Here is a 15,169-nt window from a genome sequence, read left to right on the forward strand (position 1 = left end):
GTGCGCGGGCGGTGGACACGCTTGCCGTGCGAGGTGCGAGGTGCGAGGTGCGGGGTGCTGCGAGGTACGGGGCGCGAGGCGAGGTACGCGGCATGCGGGGGCGCGGATACGCGGGGACGCCGCACGTGGGTACGGGCGGGCGGCGCTGGACCGGTGACGTTCGTGACGCCGGCCGCGACCAGGGGCGGGGTGGGCCGGCGGGCCGTGGTGATCGGGGCCGGCCCGGGGAGGCGGTGCGCGGGCGCCCTCCCGGGCCGGCGGTGCGCTCGCGGGCCGTGGCCCGCGAGCCCGGCCGAGGGCCGTCCCCCTCGGCCGAGTTCGGGCGGCGGGGTCCGCCGGCGGGCCTAGGCCGCGGCGATGCGGGCCAGGCGGCGGGCCTGCTCGCCGGCGGCGCGCGCGATGGCCTCCTCGTCGGCGGTGGTGAGCCGGCCGTCCTCGACCACCGGCACCCCGTTGACCAGCGACAGGGTGATGGGCGCCGGGGCGCCGAGGACGAGCGCGGCGACCGGGTCGGCGATCGTGGAGTGGCCGATGCCGTCCAGCCTCCACAGCACCAGGTCGGCCAGCTTGCCCGGCTCAAGGGAGCCGATCTCCGCGCCACGGCCCAGGACCTGGGCGCCGCCGTACGTGCCCATGCGCAGCGCCTGCCGGGCGCCCAGCGCGTCGGGGCCGCCGGCGATGCGGTGCACGAGCAGCGCGGTGCGCAGTTCGGTGTGGAGTTCACCCGACTCGTTGGACGCGGTGCCGTCCACGCCGAGGCCCACCGGTACCCCGGCGCGGAGCAGGTCCGGCACCCGGGCGGTGCCGGCGGCGAGCCGGGCGTTGGACGAGGGGCAGTGGGCGACGCCCGTGCCGGTGCGGGCGAAGGCGGCGATGTCGGCGTCGCCCAGGTGCACGCAGTGGGCCATCCACACGTCGTCGCCGAGCCAGCCGGTGGACTCGAAGTACTCGGTGGGGGCCATGCCGAACGTCTCCTTGCAGAACTGTTCCTCCTGCACCGTCTCGGAGCCGTGGGTGTGCAGCCGCACCCCCTTGCGGCGGGCCAACGTCGCGGCGTCGCGCAGGAGTTCGGTGGAGACGGAGAACGGTGAGCAGGGCGCGACGCCGACGCGCAGCATCGAGTCGAAGGACGGGTCGTGGTGGGCGTCGATGGCCGACTCGGTGGCGGTCAGCGCGGCCTCCGTGGTCTCGACGGCGAAGTCGGGCGGCAGACCGCCCTGTTCCTCGCCCAGGTCCATGGAGCCGCGCGTGGGGTGGAACCGCACGCCCAGCTCGCGCGCGGCCCGGATCTCCGCGCCGAGCAGGTCGCCGGCGCCGCGCGGGAAGACGTAGTGGTGGTCCATCGCCGTCGTGACGCCGCCCCTGGCCATCATGGCCAGCGAGCCGCGCGCCGCCTCGTACACCATCGGTTCGTCGATCCGCCCCCAGATCGGGTAGAGCGCGACGAGCCAGTCGAAGAGGCCGGCTTCCTGGGCCAGGCCGCGGGTGAGCCACTGGTAGAAGTGGTGGTGGGTGTTGACGAGCCCGGGCGTGAGCAGGTGGCCCGTGCCGTCCACGCGCCGGATCACGCCCGGCAGGTCGGCCGGGGCGGGGCCCGGGCCCACGGACTCGATGCGGTTGCCCGCGACGACCACGTGGCCCGAGGCGTACTCGGTGTCCCGGGCGTCCACGGTGGCGACGGCGCAGTTCTCGATGACGGTGCGGACCGGTGCGCCCGTGCGGCCCACGCCGGGGCGCGGGTCGCGGGCGGGGTCCGCCGGGTCGGCTGGGGCTTCCGGTACTGCCATGGGGGTTCCTCGGTGTCGTCGGGGCGAGGCGGGGCGGGCGGGCGCCGGGTGGAGCCGGCGGCGGGGGCCGCTGGCGGCTCGCCGGCGCCGCGTGTCGCATCAACCGCCGTACGGAGGCGGTGACTTCGCGCGCCCCGTCACTTAGGGGCTGGTGAGGTCCGTCGGTATGGTCTGGTTGGCGCCCTCGCGTAGGACGGTCGCCTCGATCAGGCCGTACGGGCGGTCGGCCGCGTAGTACACGGCGCCGTCCGCGTTGGCGTTGGTGAGGCCGAACGGTTCGAGGTCCACCAGGAAGTGGTGCTTGTTGGGCAGCGAGAGGCGGATCTCGTCCACCTCCTGACGGTTGTCGATCACCCGCGCGCCCATCTGGAACAGGGTCTGCTGGAGGGAGAGGCTGTAGGTCTCGGCGAACGCCTGGAGCAGGTGGGTGCGGGTCCGCTCGTAGGCCGTGTCCCACCGCGGCGCGGGCTCCCCGTCGCTCGCCCAGCGGTAGCGCCAGCGGGCGTGCACGTCGGTGGCCAGGACGCGGTCGTACGCCTCCTTGAGGGTCGTGTACCGGTCCTTGGCGTAGCCCCAGAACTCCGAGTTGGTGGAGTTCAGCACGGTGAGCCCGGACAGCCCCGAGATCACCTCCCAGCCCCGGCCGTCGTAGCTGACCTGCGCGGTGCGCACCTCCTGGCCCGCGCGCACGAACGAGTGCCGGACCGCGTCGGCGCCGACGAAGCGGGAGCCGTCGTCGGAGGTCTCGACGCGCTGCCACGCGTACTCCTCGATCCGCACGCGCGCCCGGGTGATGGCCTCCTGGCTGGTGACGAAGTGCCGGGCGAGGTGGATGCCGAACTGCTCGGCCGAGGCGATGCCGTGCTCCTGCGCGAAGGCGAACACGGTGTTCTTGACGGTGTCGGTGGGCAGCACGTTCGCGTTGCTGCCCTCGCGGTGGACGTCGGTCATGTCGCCGGAGAGGGCGACCGAGACGTTCAGGTCCTTGAGGTGGTGGGTGGCGCCCTCCCGGCTGACCTTCACGACCCGGCACTCGGCCTTGCCGTACTGGTTCTGACCGAGCACGGCCGCCCCGGACCGGCCGGGGCCGACCCGGGCCATGGGGTGACCGTTGGCGGACGAGGCGGGGGAAGCGTCGGACGTGGCGGACACAGCAGACGCAGAAAGCCCAGCAGACGCGGGGGTTCCGGAAGACGCGGAGGACGCTGTCATGGCAGTGCTAGCTCCCTCGGTATACGGAGTAGCCGAACGGGTTGAGCAGCAGCGGTACGTGGTAGTGCTCGCCGGCGGCGACGGCGAAGGCCACCGTCACCTCGGGGAAGAACGCGCCGTCGGCGGCGCCCCCGGCCCGTCCGGAGGCCGCGGCGAGGTGGGGGCCCACGTCGAAGCGCAGCCGCGCGTGTGTCGTGTCGGCGGGCAGCGCCGGCAGGCCCGTGCAGCGGCCGTCGGCGTCGGTGGCCGCGCGCGCGTGCACGCCCCAGGCGGCGTCGGGTGAGGCGCGGGCGGAGAGTTCGACGCCGATCCCGGCGGCCGGTCGGCCCGCGCTGGTGTCCAGGACGTGGGTGGACACCGATGCCTGGGTGTCGCCGCTGGTGTGGCGGTCGCTTGTCTGGTCGCTCATCCGGCTGCCGCTCCTTCGTTTCCCTCGTCCGTGCCGGCGGTGGTCCCGGACGCCCGGCTGGGTGCGCCGGGCGCGGGGTTCACAGCGGCGAGTACCCCGTCAGCCAGCAGTTTGGCCAGCCGAAGGCGATTGATCTTGCCCAGTTCGGCGCGGGCGACCGCGCGCTCCCGCTCGGGCGTGTTGCCGATCCGCTCCCGGATGGCCGCCAACAGCCCGTCGGCCGCCACCCCGGCGGCGCAGATGAGGAAGACGTGGCCGAACCGCTCCTGGTAGGCGAGGTTCAGCGCGAGCATCTCGGCCCGCAGCGCCTCCGGCGCACCCGCCATGCCGCGCTGTTCGTGCGCGGCGGCCAGGTCGCCGGGGGGCGGACGGCCGATCGGCGGGTGCCCGGCCATGGCCTCGGCCAGGTCCGCGTCGGCCAGCGCCGCCAGGGCGGCGTCGGCGGCGGCGAACAGGTCGTCGGCGCTGGCGTACGGGCGCCGCGCGAGGACGGCCGCGCCCCACGCGCGGCTCGCGCACACCGCGCGCAGGGCGGCGGACGCCACGGCGTCGTCGGCACCGTTGAACCGGGCGAGACCCGGTGGCGAACTCGACGTCACATCAGCCTCCGTTGCGGTGCGGTGAACGGCTGAGCAGGGCCGGGAGTCGTACGGATTCCCGAGGCGGGCGGGGAGCCGCGCGGGCGTGGCCGTACGGAGCGTGGTGCGGAGGACCGGCCGGTCGGGTGGCCGGCCCGTCGGGTGGCGGGTCGCGGCGGGCCGCGCCGGGCGCGGCGGTCAACGGGGGGATCGGCGGGTGTCCGGTGGGTGGCGGGTGCCCGGCGTGGTGGCGCCCGCAGCCCGGGGCCGGGCGCGGTGCGAGCGCTCGTGCTCGTTCGTGCTCGTGCTCGTGCTCGATCGTGCTTCCGGATAGCTAAGACCCTGCGCCCGCACATCGTCAACAGTTTGTTGAAATTCTTGTGGCGCGCGACACAACACCAGGGCCGCCGACCCGCGTTGGGTCGACGGCCCGCACTCCACGGCGCCCGGGGCGCTACTCGCCGGCCCGGCCGACCTTCTCCCTGTTCAGGTAGTTGTAGATGGTGAAGCGACTCACGCCGAGCGCGGTCGCGGCCGTCTCCACGCCGTGGCGTACGGAGAAGGCGCCGCGCGCCTCCAGGACGCGGACCACCGACTGCTTGGCCTTGCGGTCCAGGTCCGCGAGCGGCATGCCGTGCCGCCGCTCCAGGTCGGCCAGGATGTGGTCGAGCGAGTCGGACAGGTGGGGCAGGCGCACCGCGAGCACCTCCCGCCCCTCCCAGGAGAGCACGACGTCGTCGCCGGCCGCGCGCTCGGGTGGCACCATCTCGCCCCCCATGGCGTCGATGAGCGGCTTGACCGCCGCGACGAAGGGGTGGTCCCCGACCTCGGTCACGCCCCCTCCTCCCGTACGACGTTGACCTGCACCGAAACGCGCGTCGCCCCGGCCTCGACGGACCGGCGCAGCAGCGCGTCCACGGCCGCGTAGACGACATCGGGGCGGCCCTGGACGGTGTTGCCGAACGGGCCCACGTCAACCGCGTCCAGATCGGCGGCCCGTACGACCTCCCGGGCCACCAACGCGTGGGACGGCGTCTCGTCCAGGTCGAACGGCTCGGTGGTGAATTCAACCCTGAGTCTCACCCGGCCCAACCTACTGCGCCCCTCCCCCGCGACCGCTCCGAGCCCCTGGCAGCAGTGTGCCAGCCCTCGCACTTCTATTCCATAGAGCAGAATGAGCCTTCCGCATTGTGGTAGTTGATCGAGTATGCGGGGACGCGGAGGCGTCCGCCGCCCGGCTCGCGGGGCCGTCGGGCCGGGCGCGGGTGGGCGGTGCCGGGCGGAGAGGACGGATCGCTTCCGCGCCAACCTCGGTGCCGTGGCCGGCCGGGCCGACGCGTTCGGCCACCGGCGCGGGCGGAGCCTTCGGCGCCGGGCGGGCTCGGGCGCGGGGCGCGACCGTGCCGGCGCGCGGGAGGTTCGCGCACTACGGCACGGTCGGCCGGGCGCCCCTCGCCGCTCGGCGCGGCGAGGGGCGGGCGGCGGGGGCGCACCCCGGCGGTGGTGCCCTCAAGTGACACGCCCTAAGTGGCCACGGCCGAAACCCGCTCGCCGTCTCCCCAACGCCCCGCGCATCGTGGACGATGGGACCGCGTAGTAACCAACCCCCCGTTCCACATGTCCTGCTGGAGCCGACGATGGCCAAGAGCGTGCCGGTGCGGTGCCCGGCGTGCAGCCGTGAGCACTCGTTCACGCCGCCCACCTTCCCCTGCGCCTGCGGCGCCCCGCTGACCGTGCCGATCCTGGCCGGCCCCGTGGCCCGCCTCGACCACCGCACCTGGGAGGACTCCTGGGTCGCCGTGCGCTGTCACTCCTGCGGGCGCAGGGACCACTGGCCACAGCCCGAACTCGGCTGCCCGTGCGGCACGGTGGTGCGGCTGCCGGTGGCCGAGGCGCCGGAGGAGACCGGCAGTCGGCTCGCGACCACGGGCGGCGCCGGCGCGGCGGGCGCCACCGGCACGCACTCCGCGACCAGTTCGGCGGTGTTGCGGCCGGCGTTCCACCCGGTGACCATCCGCACCGGGCGCGACGTGGTGACCGCCGCCGCGCAGTACCTGAAGTGGCTCGGCTTCACCAGCATGCGCCGGGTGGAGGACCGCGCCCCCTCCGGGGTCGACCTGCGCGGGCCCGGCATCGTCGCCCAGGTGGACCCCACGACCCGGCCCACCGGGGTGCGGGACGTGGAGTGCCTGTGGCTGCACGGTCTGAGCGAGGCCGCCGTCAGCGTCTTCTTCTCCCTCGCGGGGTACGCGCGCATCGCGAGATCGCGCGCGGACGAGCTGTACCTGCCGCTGTTCGTCATGGACCTCACCGGCACCCCGCAGCCGGTCAACGACCCGGCGGACGACCTGATCCGGATGGGTCCGCCCGAGGTCTGAGCACCCGGGCCGGTCAAGGTCGCGGGCCGCGCAGGTCCTCGACGGTCTCCTCGCGCAGCACCGCCTTGCGGACCTTGCCGCTGGCCGTCAGCGGGAAGGCGGCCACGACCCGTACCAGGCGCGGGGTCTTGTAGCGCGCGAGGTGGCCCTCACAGTACGCCGCGACCTCGTCCACGGTCAGCGTCCGCGCGCCCGGCGCGAGGATGACGCAGGCGGCGATCTCCTCTCCGTACTTCTCGTCCGGCACGCCCACCACCTGCACGTCGGCGATCTTCGGATGCGCGTGCAGGAACTCCTCGATCTCGCGCGGGTACACGTTCTCACCACCCCGGATGATCATGTCCTTGATGCGGCCGACGATCTGCACGTACCCGTCGTCGCCCATCACCGCCAGGTCCCCGGTGTGCATCCAGCGCGCCGCGTCGATCGCCTCCGCCGTGCGCTCGGGCTCCGCCCAGTAGCCGAGCATGACGCTGTAGCCGCGCACGCACAGTTCGCCGCGCTCGCCGCGTTCCACGGTGAGCCCCGTGACCGGGTCGACGATCTTGAGTTCCAGGTACGGGTGGGCCACGCCGACCGTCTCGGTACGCCGACGCAGCGTGAGCAGGGCGCTCTCGTCCGCCGCCGGCAGCAGGGTCTGGGTGGCGATCGGGGAGGTCTCGGTCATGCCGTACGCGATGGCGATCTCGGACAGGTGCATGTCGGCGATGACGCGCTTCATCACCTCGGCCGGGCACGGCGAGCCGCCCATGATGCCGGTACGCAGCGTGGACAGGTCGTAGGTGGCGAAGTCGGGCAGGTTCAGCTCGGCGATGAACATCGTCGGCACCCCGTACAGCGACGTGCACCGCTCCCGCTCGACCGCGCGCAGCGTGGCGGCGGGGTCGAAGGACGGGGCCGGGATGACGGCGCAGGCGCCGTGGCTGACGGCGGCCAGCACGCCGACGACCATGCCGAAGGTGTGGTACAGCGGCACCGGCAGGCAGATCCGGTCGTGCTCGGTGTAGCGCAGCAGACTGCCGGTGACACGGGCGTTGTTGAGGATGCTGTGGTGCGAGAGGGTGGCGCCCTTGGGGTGGCCGGTGGTGCCCGACGTGTACTGGATGTTGATGGGGTCGTCGCAGCTCAACGCGGCGACGCGGGCGGCCAGTTCGTCGTCGCCCGCGCCGTAGGCACCGCCCCGGTCCGCGCCCCGGCCCGTACCCCCGCCCGCGCCGCTCGCGGCGCGCTCGCCCGCCGTCAGCAGCGCGGTCCAGGAGGCGTCGCCGAGGTGCACGACCTCGCGCAGGTCGGGGCACTGGGACCGGGCCGCGCGCACCACGGCCCGGCAGTCGACGCCCCGGTACTCGCCGGCGGCGACGAGCACACTGGTCCCCGACTGCCGGAGCGCGTACGCCAACTCGTCGGCTCCGTACGCCGGGTTGAGGCTGACCAGGATCGCGCCGACGCGGGCGGCGGCGAGCTGCACCAGCACCCATTCGGCGCTGCCCGGCGCCCAGATGCCGACGCGCTCGCCCGCCGCCACGCCGTACGCGAGCAGCCCGCGGGCGACACCGGTCACCGCGGCGTCCAGTTCGGCGTAGCTCCAGCGGCGGCCACTGGCCGCCTCCACCAGCGCCTCGCGGTCGCCGTGCCGGCCGGTGGTCTCGGCCAGTGCCGCGCCGATCGTCTGTCCGGTAAGCGTCAGTTCCCCGCCGGGGCTGCTCGCGTACGAGAGGGTCATCGTCAGCGGGCCCTCTCGGCGACCGAGCGGCGCGGGGCCGGGGCGGCGGGCTCGGCGGATGGCGCGGGCCGTTGGGGGGCCAGGGCCCGGGCGACCTCGTCGCGCAGCTCCACCTTACGGACCTTGCCGCTGACCGTCATCGGGAAGGACTCGACCACGCGCAGGTAGCGGGGCACCTTGTAGTGCGCGAGGCGACCCCGGCAGAAACGGGCGAGTTCGTCCCGGGTGAGCGGGTTGGCCGGATCGCGCAGGATGACGCAGGCGGCGATCTCCTCCCCGTACTTCTCGTCCGGCACGCCCACCACCTGCACGTCGGCGACCTTCGGGTGGGAGTAGAGGAACTCCTCGATCTCGCGCGGGTACACGTTCTCGCCACCCCGGATGATCATGTCCTTGATGCGGCCGACGATCTGCACGTACCCGTCCTCGCGCAGCACCGCCAGGTCCCCGGTGTGCATCCAACGGGCCGAGTCGATCACCTCGGCCGTGCGCTCGGGCTGCTCCCAGTAGCCGAGCATCACCGAGTAGCCGCGGGTGCACAGCTCGCCGGCCTCGCCACGGGGCAGGGTCACACCGGTGGCCGGGTCGACGACCTTGACCTCGATGTGCGGCATCACCCGGCCGACGGTGGCGGTGCGCCGCTCCAGGTCGTCGTCGACCCGGGTCTGGGTGGAGACCGGCGAGGTCTCGGTCATGCCGTACGCGATGGCGACCTCGGCCATGTGCATCTCGGCGACCACCCGCCGCATGACCTCCACCGGGCACGGCGAGCCGGCCATGATGCCGGTGCGCAGCGTGGACAGGTCGTAGGTGGCGAAGTCGGGCAGGTTCAGCTCGGCGATGAACATCGTCGGCACCCCGTACAGCGACGTGCACCGCTCCCGCTCGACCGCGTGCAGGGTGGCGACGGGGTCGAAGGACGGGGCCGGGATGACCACGCAGGCGCCGTGGCTGGTGGCGGCGAGGTTGCCCAGGACCATGCCGAAGCAGTGGTAGAAGGGCACCGGCACGCAGATCCGGTCGCGCTCGGTGTAGTTGACCAACTCGCCGACGAAGAAGCCGTTGTTGAGGATGTTGTGGTGGGAGAGCGTCGCGCCCTTGGGGAAGCCGGTGGTGCCCGACGTGTACTGGATGTTCACCGGGTCGTCGCAGCTCAACTGGGCCTGGCGGGCGGCGAGTCGCTCCGGCGCGACGGCGGCGCCGGTGCGCACCAGGCCGTCCCAGGTCGGGTCGCCGACGTAGACGACGTCGCGCAGCGCCTTGCAGTCGGCGCGGACCTGCTCGACCATGCGCCGGTAGTCGCTGGTCTTGTGCTCGATCGAGGAGACCAGGACCTGGACGCCGGCCTGGTCGAGCACGTAGCGCAGCTCGTGGACGCGGTAGGCCGGGTTGATGTTGACCATGATCGCGCCGATCCGGGCCGCCGCGTACTGCACCAGCACCCACTCCGGGCAGTTGATCGCCCAGATGCCGACCCGGTCGCCCTTGCCGACGCCCTTGGCCATCAGACCGCGGGCGACCTCGTCCACCGCCCGCCCGAACTCGGTGTACGTCCAGCGCCGCCCGCTGGCCATGTCCACCAGCGCCTCGCGGTCGCCGAAGCGGGCGATGGCCGCGTCGAGGTTGGCCCCGATGGTCTCGCCGAGCAGCGGCGTGTCACCGGCGCCGCTGGCGTACGAGAGCGCGGGCGGCGACTGGCCCGACTCCACGCGCCCCGGGGTCAGCGTCTGGCCGGCGGCGGCCTCGGGGTGTCGCTCGGCGGCCGGTTGCGCGGCGGCGCCCGCGTCCTGTCCCGTGGTGGCCGACGGCGCGCCGGTGGCGGCGCGCACGGCGGGCTCGGTGCTCTGACTGCTGGTGGCGGGGCCGGTCATGAGGACTCCTCACGGTATTCGGCGGCGCCGCCCCCCTGGGCGGTACGCTCGCGCAGCTCGATGCGGCGGATCTTGCCGGAAACGGTCTTGGGCAGCTCGGCGAACTCGATGCGGCGCACCCGCTTGTAGGGCGCGAGCACCGCGCGCGAGTGCGCGAACAGCTCCTTCGCGGTCTCCGGCCCGGGCTCCCACCCCTCGGCCAGGACCACGTACGCCTTCGGCACGGCGAGCCGCACCGGGTCGGGCGCGGGCACCACGGCGGCCTCGGCCACGGCCTCGTGTTCGAGCAGCGCGCTCTCCAGCTCGAACGGCGAGATCTTGTAGTCGGACGCCTTGAACACGTCGTCGGCCCGCCCCACGTAGGTGATGTAGCCCTCCGCGTCGCGCACGCCGATGTCGCCGGTGCGGTAGTAGCCGCCCGCCATGGCCTCGGCGGTACGCTCCGGATCGCCCGCGTACCCGGTCATCAGGCCCACCGGGTGCGCGGACAGGTCGAGGCTGATCTCGCCCTCGTCGGCGGGGACGCCGGTGACCGGGTCGAGCAGCGCGACGGCGAAGCCGGGCGTGGGCCGCCCCATGGAGCCGGTCTTGAGCGGCTGGCCCGGCGTGTTGGCGACCTGCACGGCCGTCTCGGTCTGCCCGAACCCGTCCCGGATGGTCACCCCCCAGTCCCGCCGCACCTGCTCGATGACCTCGGGGTTGAGCGGCTCGCCGGCCGCCACGGCCTCCCGTGGCGCGGAGCGCAGCGCGCTCAGGTCGGCCTGGATGAGCATCCGCCACACGGTGGGCGGCGCGCAGAACGTGGTGACGGCACAGCGGTCCATCTCGGCCATCAGCCGCGCCGCGTCGAAGCGGGTGTAGTTGAACACGAAGACGGTCGCCTCCGCGTTCCACGGGGCGAAGAGGTTGGACCAGGCGTGCTTGGCCCAGCCCGGCGAGGAGATGTTCAGGTGCACGTCGCCGGGGCGCAGGCCGATCCAGTACATGGTGGCCAGGTGGCCGACCGGGTACGAGACATGGGTGTGCTCGACGAGCTTGGGCTTGGCCGTGGTGCCCGAGGTGAAGTAGAGCATCAGCGGGTCGCTGGCGCGGGTCGGCCCCTCGGGCGTGAAGTCGGCGGGGGCGGCGTAGGCGTCCGCGTAGTCGAGCCAGTCCGGGGCCTCGCCACCGGCGCCCACCACGATCCGCGTGTAGTCGCCGGGCACGTCGGCGAACTTGCCGGTGTCCAGGGCGCGGGCGATGACGTGCCGGGCGCCGCCCCGCTCGATCCGGTCCGTCAGGTCGGCGGGGCCGAGCAGCGGGGTCGCGGGGATGACGACGGCGCGCAGCTTCATGGCGGCCAGCGCGGTCTCCCACAGCTCGGCCTGGTTGCCGAGCATCACCACCACCCGGTCACCGGCGCGCACGCCCTGGGCGCGCAGCCAGTTGGCCACCTGGTGGGAGCGCACGCGCAGCTCGGCGAAAGAGAGACGGGTCTCCGTACCGTCCTCCTCCACGATGTGCAGGGCCGTTCGGTCCACCCGCTCGGCCAGCGGGTCGAACCAGTCGAGCGCCCAGTTGAACACCTCGGGGCGCGGCCACTGGAACCCGGCGTAGGCAGCCGCGTAGTCCTCCCGGTGCCGGAGTAGGAAGTCCCGCGCCGCTCGGAACTCTTCGGTCGGACCGATTACCGCCACATGTCCTCCTCATTGCCAAAGCGCTCGCTAGCATCGTGCGACGAGTGATCTGAGTCTCACTACCCCCGGACGGGGGTGACGGTATTTACGGGGAGGTGTCGGTGGCGGATACGTACGGCGCCGTGGAAATGCGGTCCGCACTCGGGCGGATGCGACGGGGCGGCGGACTACCGGTCGCGTTCGGTGGACTGTTCGAGGGAACCCGCCAGTTCCGCATAGCCGAACTGGCCGGCACGGCCACACCCGTGCTCCTCGGCCTCACCATTACCACCGGCAACGGGCTCGGAGGCAAGGCCATGGCACTCTCCCGGCCCGTCTACGTATCGGACTACCCCGCCTCCCGCGTCATCAGCCACGAGTACGACGCGGCCGTCGCCGCCGAGGGCCTGCGCTGCGTGCTCGCCGTGCCGGTGGTGGTGCGGCGCCGGGTACGGGGGGTGCTGTATGGGGCGCTGCGGCAGCCGATGGCCCTCGGCGACCGCACCATGTCGGTGGCGGTCGAGGCCGCCCGCGAGTTGGAGCAGGCGCTCGCCGTGCGCGACGCCGCGCAGGACGAGGCGCAACGGGTACTGACCGCCGCGGCACGCCCGCCGGAGGCGGACCCGGCGGCGTGGGAGGAGGTCCGCGCGGCCCACGGCGAACTGCGGGCGCTGGCCCAACGCGTACACGACCAGAAGCTCCGCCACGACCTGCTCGCCGTCCTCGGCCGGCTGGCCACGGCCTCCCCCGAGGCCGCTCCCCCACCCGACCGGGCGCCCGGCCTCCCCTCGGTCGAGCTGTCGCCGCGCGAGGTGGACGTGCTCGCCTGCGTAGCGTCGGGCGCCACCAACGCGACGGCCGCCGACCGGCTCGGGCTGCGCCCGGAGACCGTCAAGAGCTACCTGCGGTCGTCCATGCGGAAGCTGGGGGCGCACACCCGACTCCAGGCCGTGGTCTCGGCCCGCCGGGCGGGGCTGTTGCCGTAGCGTCGGCTGGGGGTACCGGGGCGGGGCGGCTGCTGGTGTGTGGGGGTGGGGTGGGGTGGTTGTGGGGCGGTTGTGGGTGCGGCGGTGGTCCACGGTCGGGGTCGGGGTTGAGGGGCACGGTCGTGGTGGACAGGCATGGTCGTGGTCGTGGTCGACGGGCATGGTCGTGGTCGTGGTCGTGGTCGACGGGCATGGTCGTGGTGCGCGGTGGGGCGCGTGGGAGCGCGCTGGAGCACTGGGGCCCGTCCGGGCGCCGGGCCGGTCCGTCGTCCGGTCGGCGTCGCGCGGGGCGCGGTGCGCGGGCGCGGCGGGCGTGGCGCGTAGGTGGGGCCAGGCCGGAATCAGGTCGGCCAGGGTCGGGGCACCCGGTCGGACCGGGTGAGCCGGGGCCAGGGCAGAGGCGCCCGGTCGGGTCGGATCAGCCGGTCGGCGCGGTGGTGAGCATCCACTGGCTGAAGGCGGCGTAGCGCTCCGCGGACTCGGCGGCTCCGTCGGCGAACTCGATGGCGGTGGCGTGCTCGCGCACCCGCGCGAAGCGCGCGCGGCGGGCGTGCTCGTAGCGGGCGAGGGCCGTGGCGGTGTCGGGCCCGGCCACCAGTGCGGCGCGCAGCACCCCGACGTCCTCGATGCCCAGGGCGCCGCCCGCCGCGATGTGCGGGGACAGGCCGTGCGCGGCGTCCCCGATCAGCGCGACCCGGTCGGTGGTCCACCGCGACAACTCGGGAACCAGCATGATCTGGTTCTCCAGGATCGTGTCCTCGGGGGTCGCGGCGATCATCTCAAGCAGCTCGTCGTGCCAGCCGGAGGCCGCCACGTTACGGGCCCGCCGCAGGGCCCGGTCCCGCTTGCTGCCCACCAGTTCGCCGGCGTCGAACTGGCCGACCCACCACATGGTCTGTCCCGGCGCGACCCGGGTGTAGCCGCCTCGGGTGCGCCTGGGGCCGATGGTGACCATGGTGCCCTCCGGCCGCTCGGCGCCGGAGGGCAGCACGGCCCGCCAGGCGTAGTGGCCGACGTGCTCGACCGCCGCGCTGCCGGGCGCCAGGGTGGCGCGTACGTCGGAGTAGACCCCGTCGGCGCCGATCAGCAGGTCCGCGCGGAGTCGCGCGCCGCCGGCGAGGTGCACCTCGACGTGGGTGTCGTGTTCGGTGAAGCCGGTGACGTGGGTTCCCAGACGTATCCGGTGTCTGCCGAGGGCGTCGGCGAGCAGGTCGTTCAGGCCCGCCCGGGGCACCATCAAGAGCTGGTAGGCGGCCGGGTCGTAGCCGGCCGCGCGGATCGGGCGCCCGGTGGCGTCGAAGAACCAGGCGTCGACGGCGCTGCCCATGCCCCGCACCTCCGCCCCGACGCCGATGGCGTCGAACTCCCGCAGCGCGTTGGGCCACAGGCTGATGCCGGCCCCGGCGGCCCGCACCCGGGGGGCGTGCTCCAGGACGGTCACCTCGTGCCCGATCAGCCGCAGTGCCGCCGCGGTGGTGAGTCCGACCAGTCCCGCTCCCACGATCACGGTGCGCGTCACGTGCTTCCTCCGTCGTCCGGTGGATGATGCCGCGAGGTCGACCGACGACGACCCATGGTGCGAACTCCGTACCGGGCCCCCGGACTTGGCAAACCTCGCTCACCTCAGGCAGTCGACCATAGCCATAACCGTTAGCTTTTAACAACCGTTAGCGCTTTGGCCCCCATGGCCCGCCGCGTGAGCCGGCACCCCGCGCCCGGGGCGACAAAAGCAGTGGCGTCCGGCGTCTTCCGCAGGTAGGGAGGGGCGCATGATCGAACGCCAGGCCCTCGCCACGAAGCCCACCCTCACCGGGGAGCGGCTGCGACTGGTCCCCCTCACCGCGTCCCACGCCGACGCGATGTACGCCTCGACCACCGACCCCGAGACGCGGCGACTGACCGGCACGCACCGCACGTTCACCCCCGCCCAGATCACCGCCTGGTGCGCGAGCCGCGCGGAGCAGACGGACCGGCTCGACCTGGCCGTCGAGGACCTGGCCAGCGGCGCGTACCTCGGCGAAATGGCGCTGACCGAGGTGGACCCGGACAACGAGTCGGCCGCGCTCCGCATCTCGCTGGCCCCCCGGGCACGCGGCCGGGGCGCCGGCCCCGAGGCCATCCGACTGCTGCTCGACCACGCCTTCGGCCAGGTGCGGCTGCACCGGGTGTGGCTCGAGGTGTTCGCGTTCAACGACCGGGCCAGGCGCGCGTACGAACGCTGCGGCTTCCACGTGGAGGGCCGGCTGCGCCACGCGTTCCACTGGGCGGGCGAGCGGCACGACACGCTGGTGATGGCCGCGCTGAACGAGCCCCCGGCCGGCCACGGGTAGCCCTCCTCGGCGACGCGAGTGCCGCCCCGGCGGCAGACCGGGCGCCCCGGCGGCACGGGCCGGGGGCGACCAGACCGGATGCGGCCTGACCGAGGGCGCGGACTGGCTCGGTGGGGGCGGGCTGCTCCCGTATGGGGGTGTATATCCTGTTCGACGTTCGACGGTTCCGTCGGCTGTACGAGTCACGTGTGCGAGTCATGCGTGTGAGTCGGGTGCGCGAGTCAGGTGTGCGAGGAGGAG

General features: G+C 73.8%; 12 protein-coding genes and 1 pseudogene. 3 read left to right on the top strand and 10 right to left on the bottom strand.

Annotated elements, in window-relative coordinates; translation table 11 throughout:
- Window positions 1-344: 344 nt before the first annotated feature.
- From H7H31_RS05845 to H7H31_RS05870, 6 genes and pseudogenes are all read right to left on the bottom strand, one after another.
- Window positions 345-1,787, bottom strand: coding sequence for an 8-oxoguanine deaminase (locus tag H7H31_RS05845; protein WP_187059629.1), 1,443 nt, complete (start codon window positions 1,785-1,787; stop codon window positions 345-347).
- A gap of 141 nt (window positions 1,788-1,928) precedes the next feature.
- The gene (gene pucL / locus H7H31_RS05850) at window positions 1,929-2,888 is read right to left on the bottom strand and encodes a factor-independent urate hydroxylase (protein WP_187061570.1); all 960 of its coding nucleotides are present in this window, start codon (window positions 2,886-2,888) and stop codon (window positions 1,929-1,931) included.
- Between the two features lie 118 nt (window positions 2,889-3,006).
- A complete protein-coding gene (gene uraH / locus H7H31_RS05855; RefSeq protein ID WP_187061571.1) occupies window positions 3,007-3,408 on the bottom strand; it encodes a hydroxyisourate hydrolase in 402 nt (133 codons plus the stop codon).
- 98 nt (window positions 3,409-3,506) lie between these two features.
- A pseudogene (gene uraD, locus H7H31_RS05860) lies at window positions 3,507-4,007 on the bottom strand (2-oxo-4-hydroxy-4-carboxy-5-ureidoimidazoline decarboxylase); the annotation flags it as partial.
- Between the two features lie 433 nt (window positions 4,008-4,440).
- Window positions 4,441-4,821 (bottom strand): helix-turn-helix domain-containing protein, encoded by a 381-nt coding sequence (locus H7H31_RS05865; protein WP_176164706.1) that lies wholly within the window; start codon window positions 4,819-4,821, stop codon window positions 4,441-4,443.
- The gene (locus H7H31_RS05870) at window positions 4,818-5,069 is read right to left on the bottom strand and encodes a hypothetical protein (protein ID WP_187061573.1); all 252 of its coding nucleotides are present in this window, start codon (window positions 5,067-5,069) and stop codon (window positions 4,818-4,820) included. Before H7H31_RS05870 ends, H7H31_RS05865 begins: the two co-directional genes overlap by 4 nt.
- Before the next feature lie 554 nt (window positions 5,070-5,623).
- Here H7H31_RS05870 and H7H31_RS05875 point away from each other — a divergent pair.
- Window positions 5,624-6,364 (top strand): hypothetical protein, encoded by a 741-nt coding sequence (locus H7H31_RS05875; protein WP_187061574.1) that lies wholly within the window; start codon window positions 5,624-5,626, stop codon window positions 6,362-6,364.
- Window positions 6,365-6,377: 13 nt separating this feature from the next.
- On the opposite strand, the gene H7H31_RS05880 is transcribed toward H7H31_RS05875, so the two are convergent.
- From H7H31_RS05880 to H7H31_RS05890, 3 genes are read right to left on the bottom strand one after another with little or no spacing between them, the layout of a single operon-like run.
- On the bottom strand, window positions 6,378-8,087 hold the full coding sequence (locus H7H31_RS05880; protein WP_187061575.1) for an AMP-binding protein: 1,710 nt from the start codon (window positions 8,085-8,087) through the stop codon (window positions 6,378-6,380).
- Between the two features lie 2 nt (window positions 8,088-8,089).
- Entirely contained in the window at window positions 8,090-9,958 is a 1,869-nt protein-coding gene (locus H7H31_RS05885) for an AMP-binding protein (protein WP_232109707.1), read from the bottom strand.
- Window positions 9,955-11,625, bottom strand: a complete 1,671-nt coding sequence (locus H7H31_RS05890; RefSeq protein WP_187061577.1) for an AMP-binding protein — start codon at window positions 11,623-11,625, stop codon at window positions 9,955-9,957. Before H7H31_RS05890 ends, H7H31_RS05885 begins: the two co-directional genes overlap by 4 nt.
- A 137-nt stretch (window positions 11,626-11,762) precedes the next feature.
- On the opposite strand from H7H31_RS05890, the gene H7H31_RS05895 reads away from it, so the two are divergent.
- On the top strand, window positions 11,763-12,599 hold the full coding sequence (locus tag H7H31_RS05895; RefSeq protein WP_187089436.1) for a helix-turn-helix transcriptional regulator: 837 nt from the start codon (window positions 11,763-11,765) through the stop codon (window positions 12,597-12,599).
- Window positions 12,600-13,017: 418 nt separating this feature from the next.
- Here H7H31_RS05895 and H7H31_RS05900 read toward each other — a convergent pair whose 3' ends face one another.
- Window positions 13,018-14,118 carry an FAD-dependent monooxygenase gene (locus H7H31_RS05900; RefSeq protein ID WP_187064077.1) on the bottom strand — a complete coding sequence of 367 codons (1,101 nt, stop codon included), beginning with the start codon at window positions 14,116-14,118 and terminating at the stop codon, window positions 13,018-13,020.
- A 250-nt stretch (window positions 14,119-14,368) separates the two neighbouring features.
- Here H7H31_RS05900 and H7H31_RS05905 point away from each other — a divergent pair, with 250 nt between their 5' ends.
- A complete protein-coding gene (locus H7H31_RS05905) occupies window positions 14,369-14,929 on the top strand; it encodes a GNAT family N-acetyltransferase (protein WP_187064078.1) in 561 nt (186 codons plus the stop codon).
- The last annotated feature ends 240 nt before the right edge of the window (window positions 14,930-15,169 follow it).

Source organism: Streptomyces buecherae (assembly GCF_014295035.1).
Classification (GTDB): Bacteria; Actinomycetota; Actinomycetes; order Streptomycetales; family Streptomycetaceae; genus Streptomyces; species Streptomyces youssoufiensis.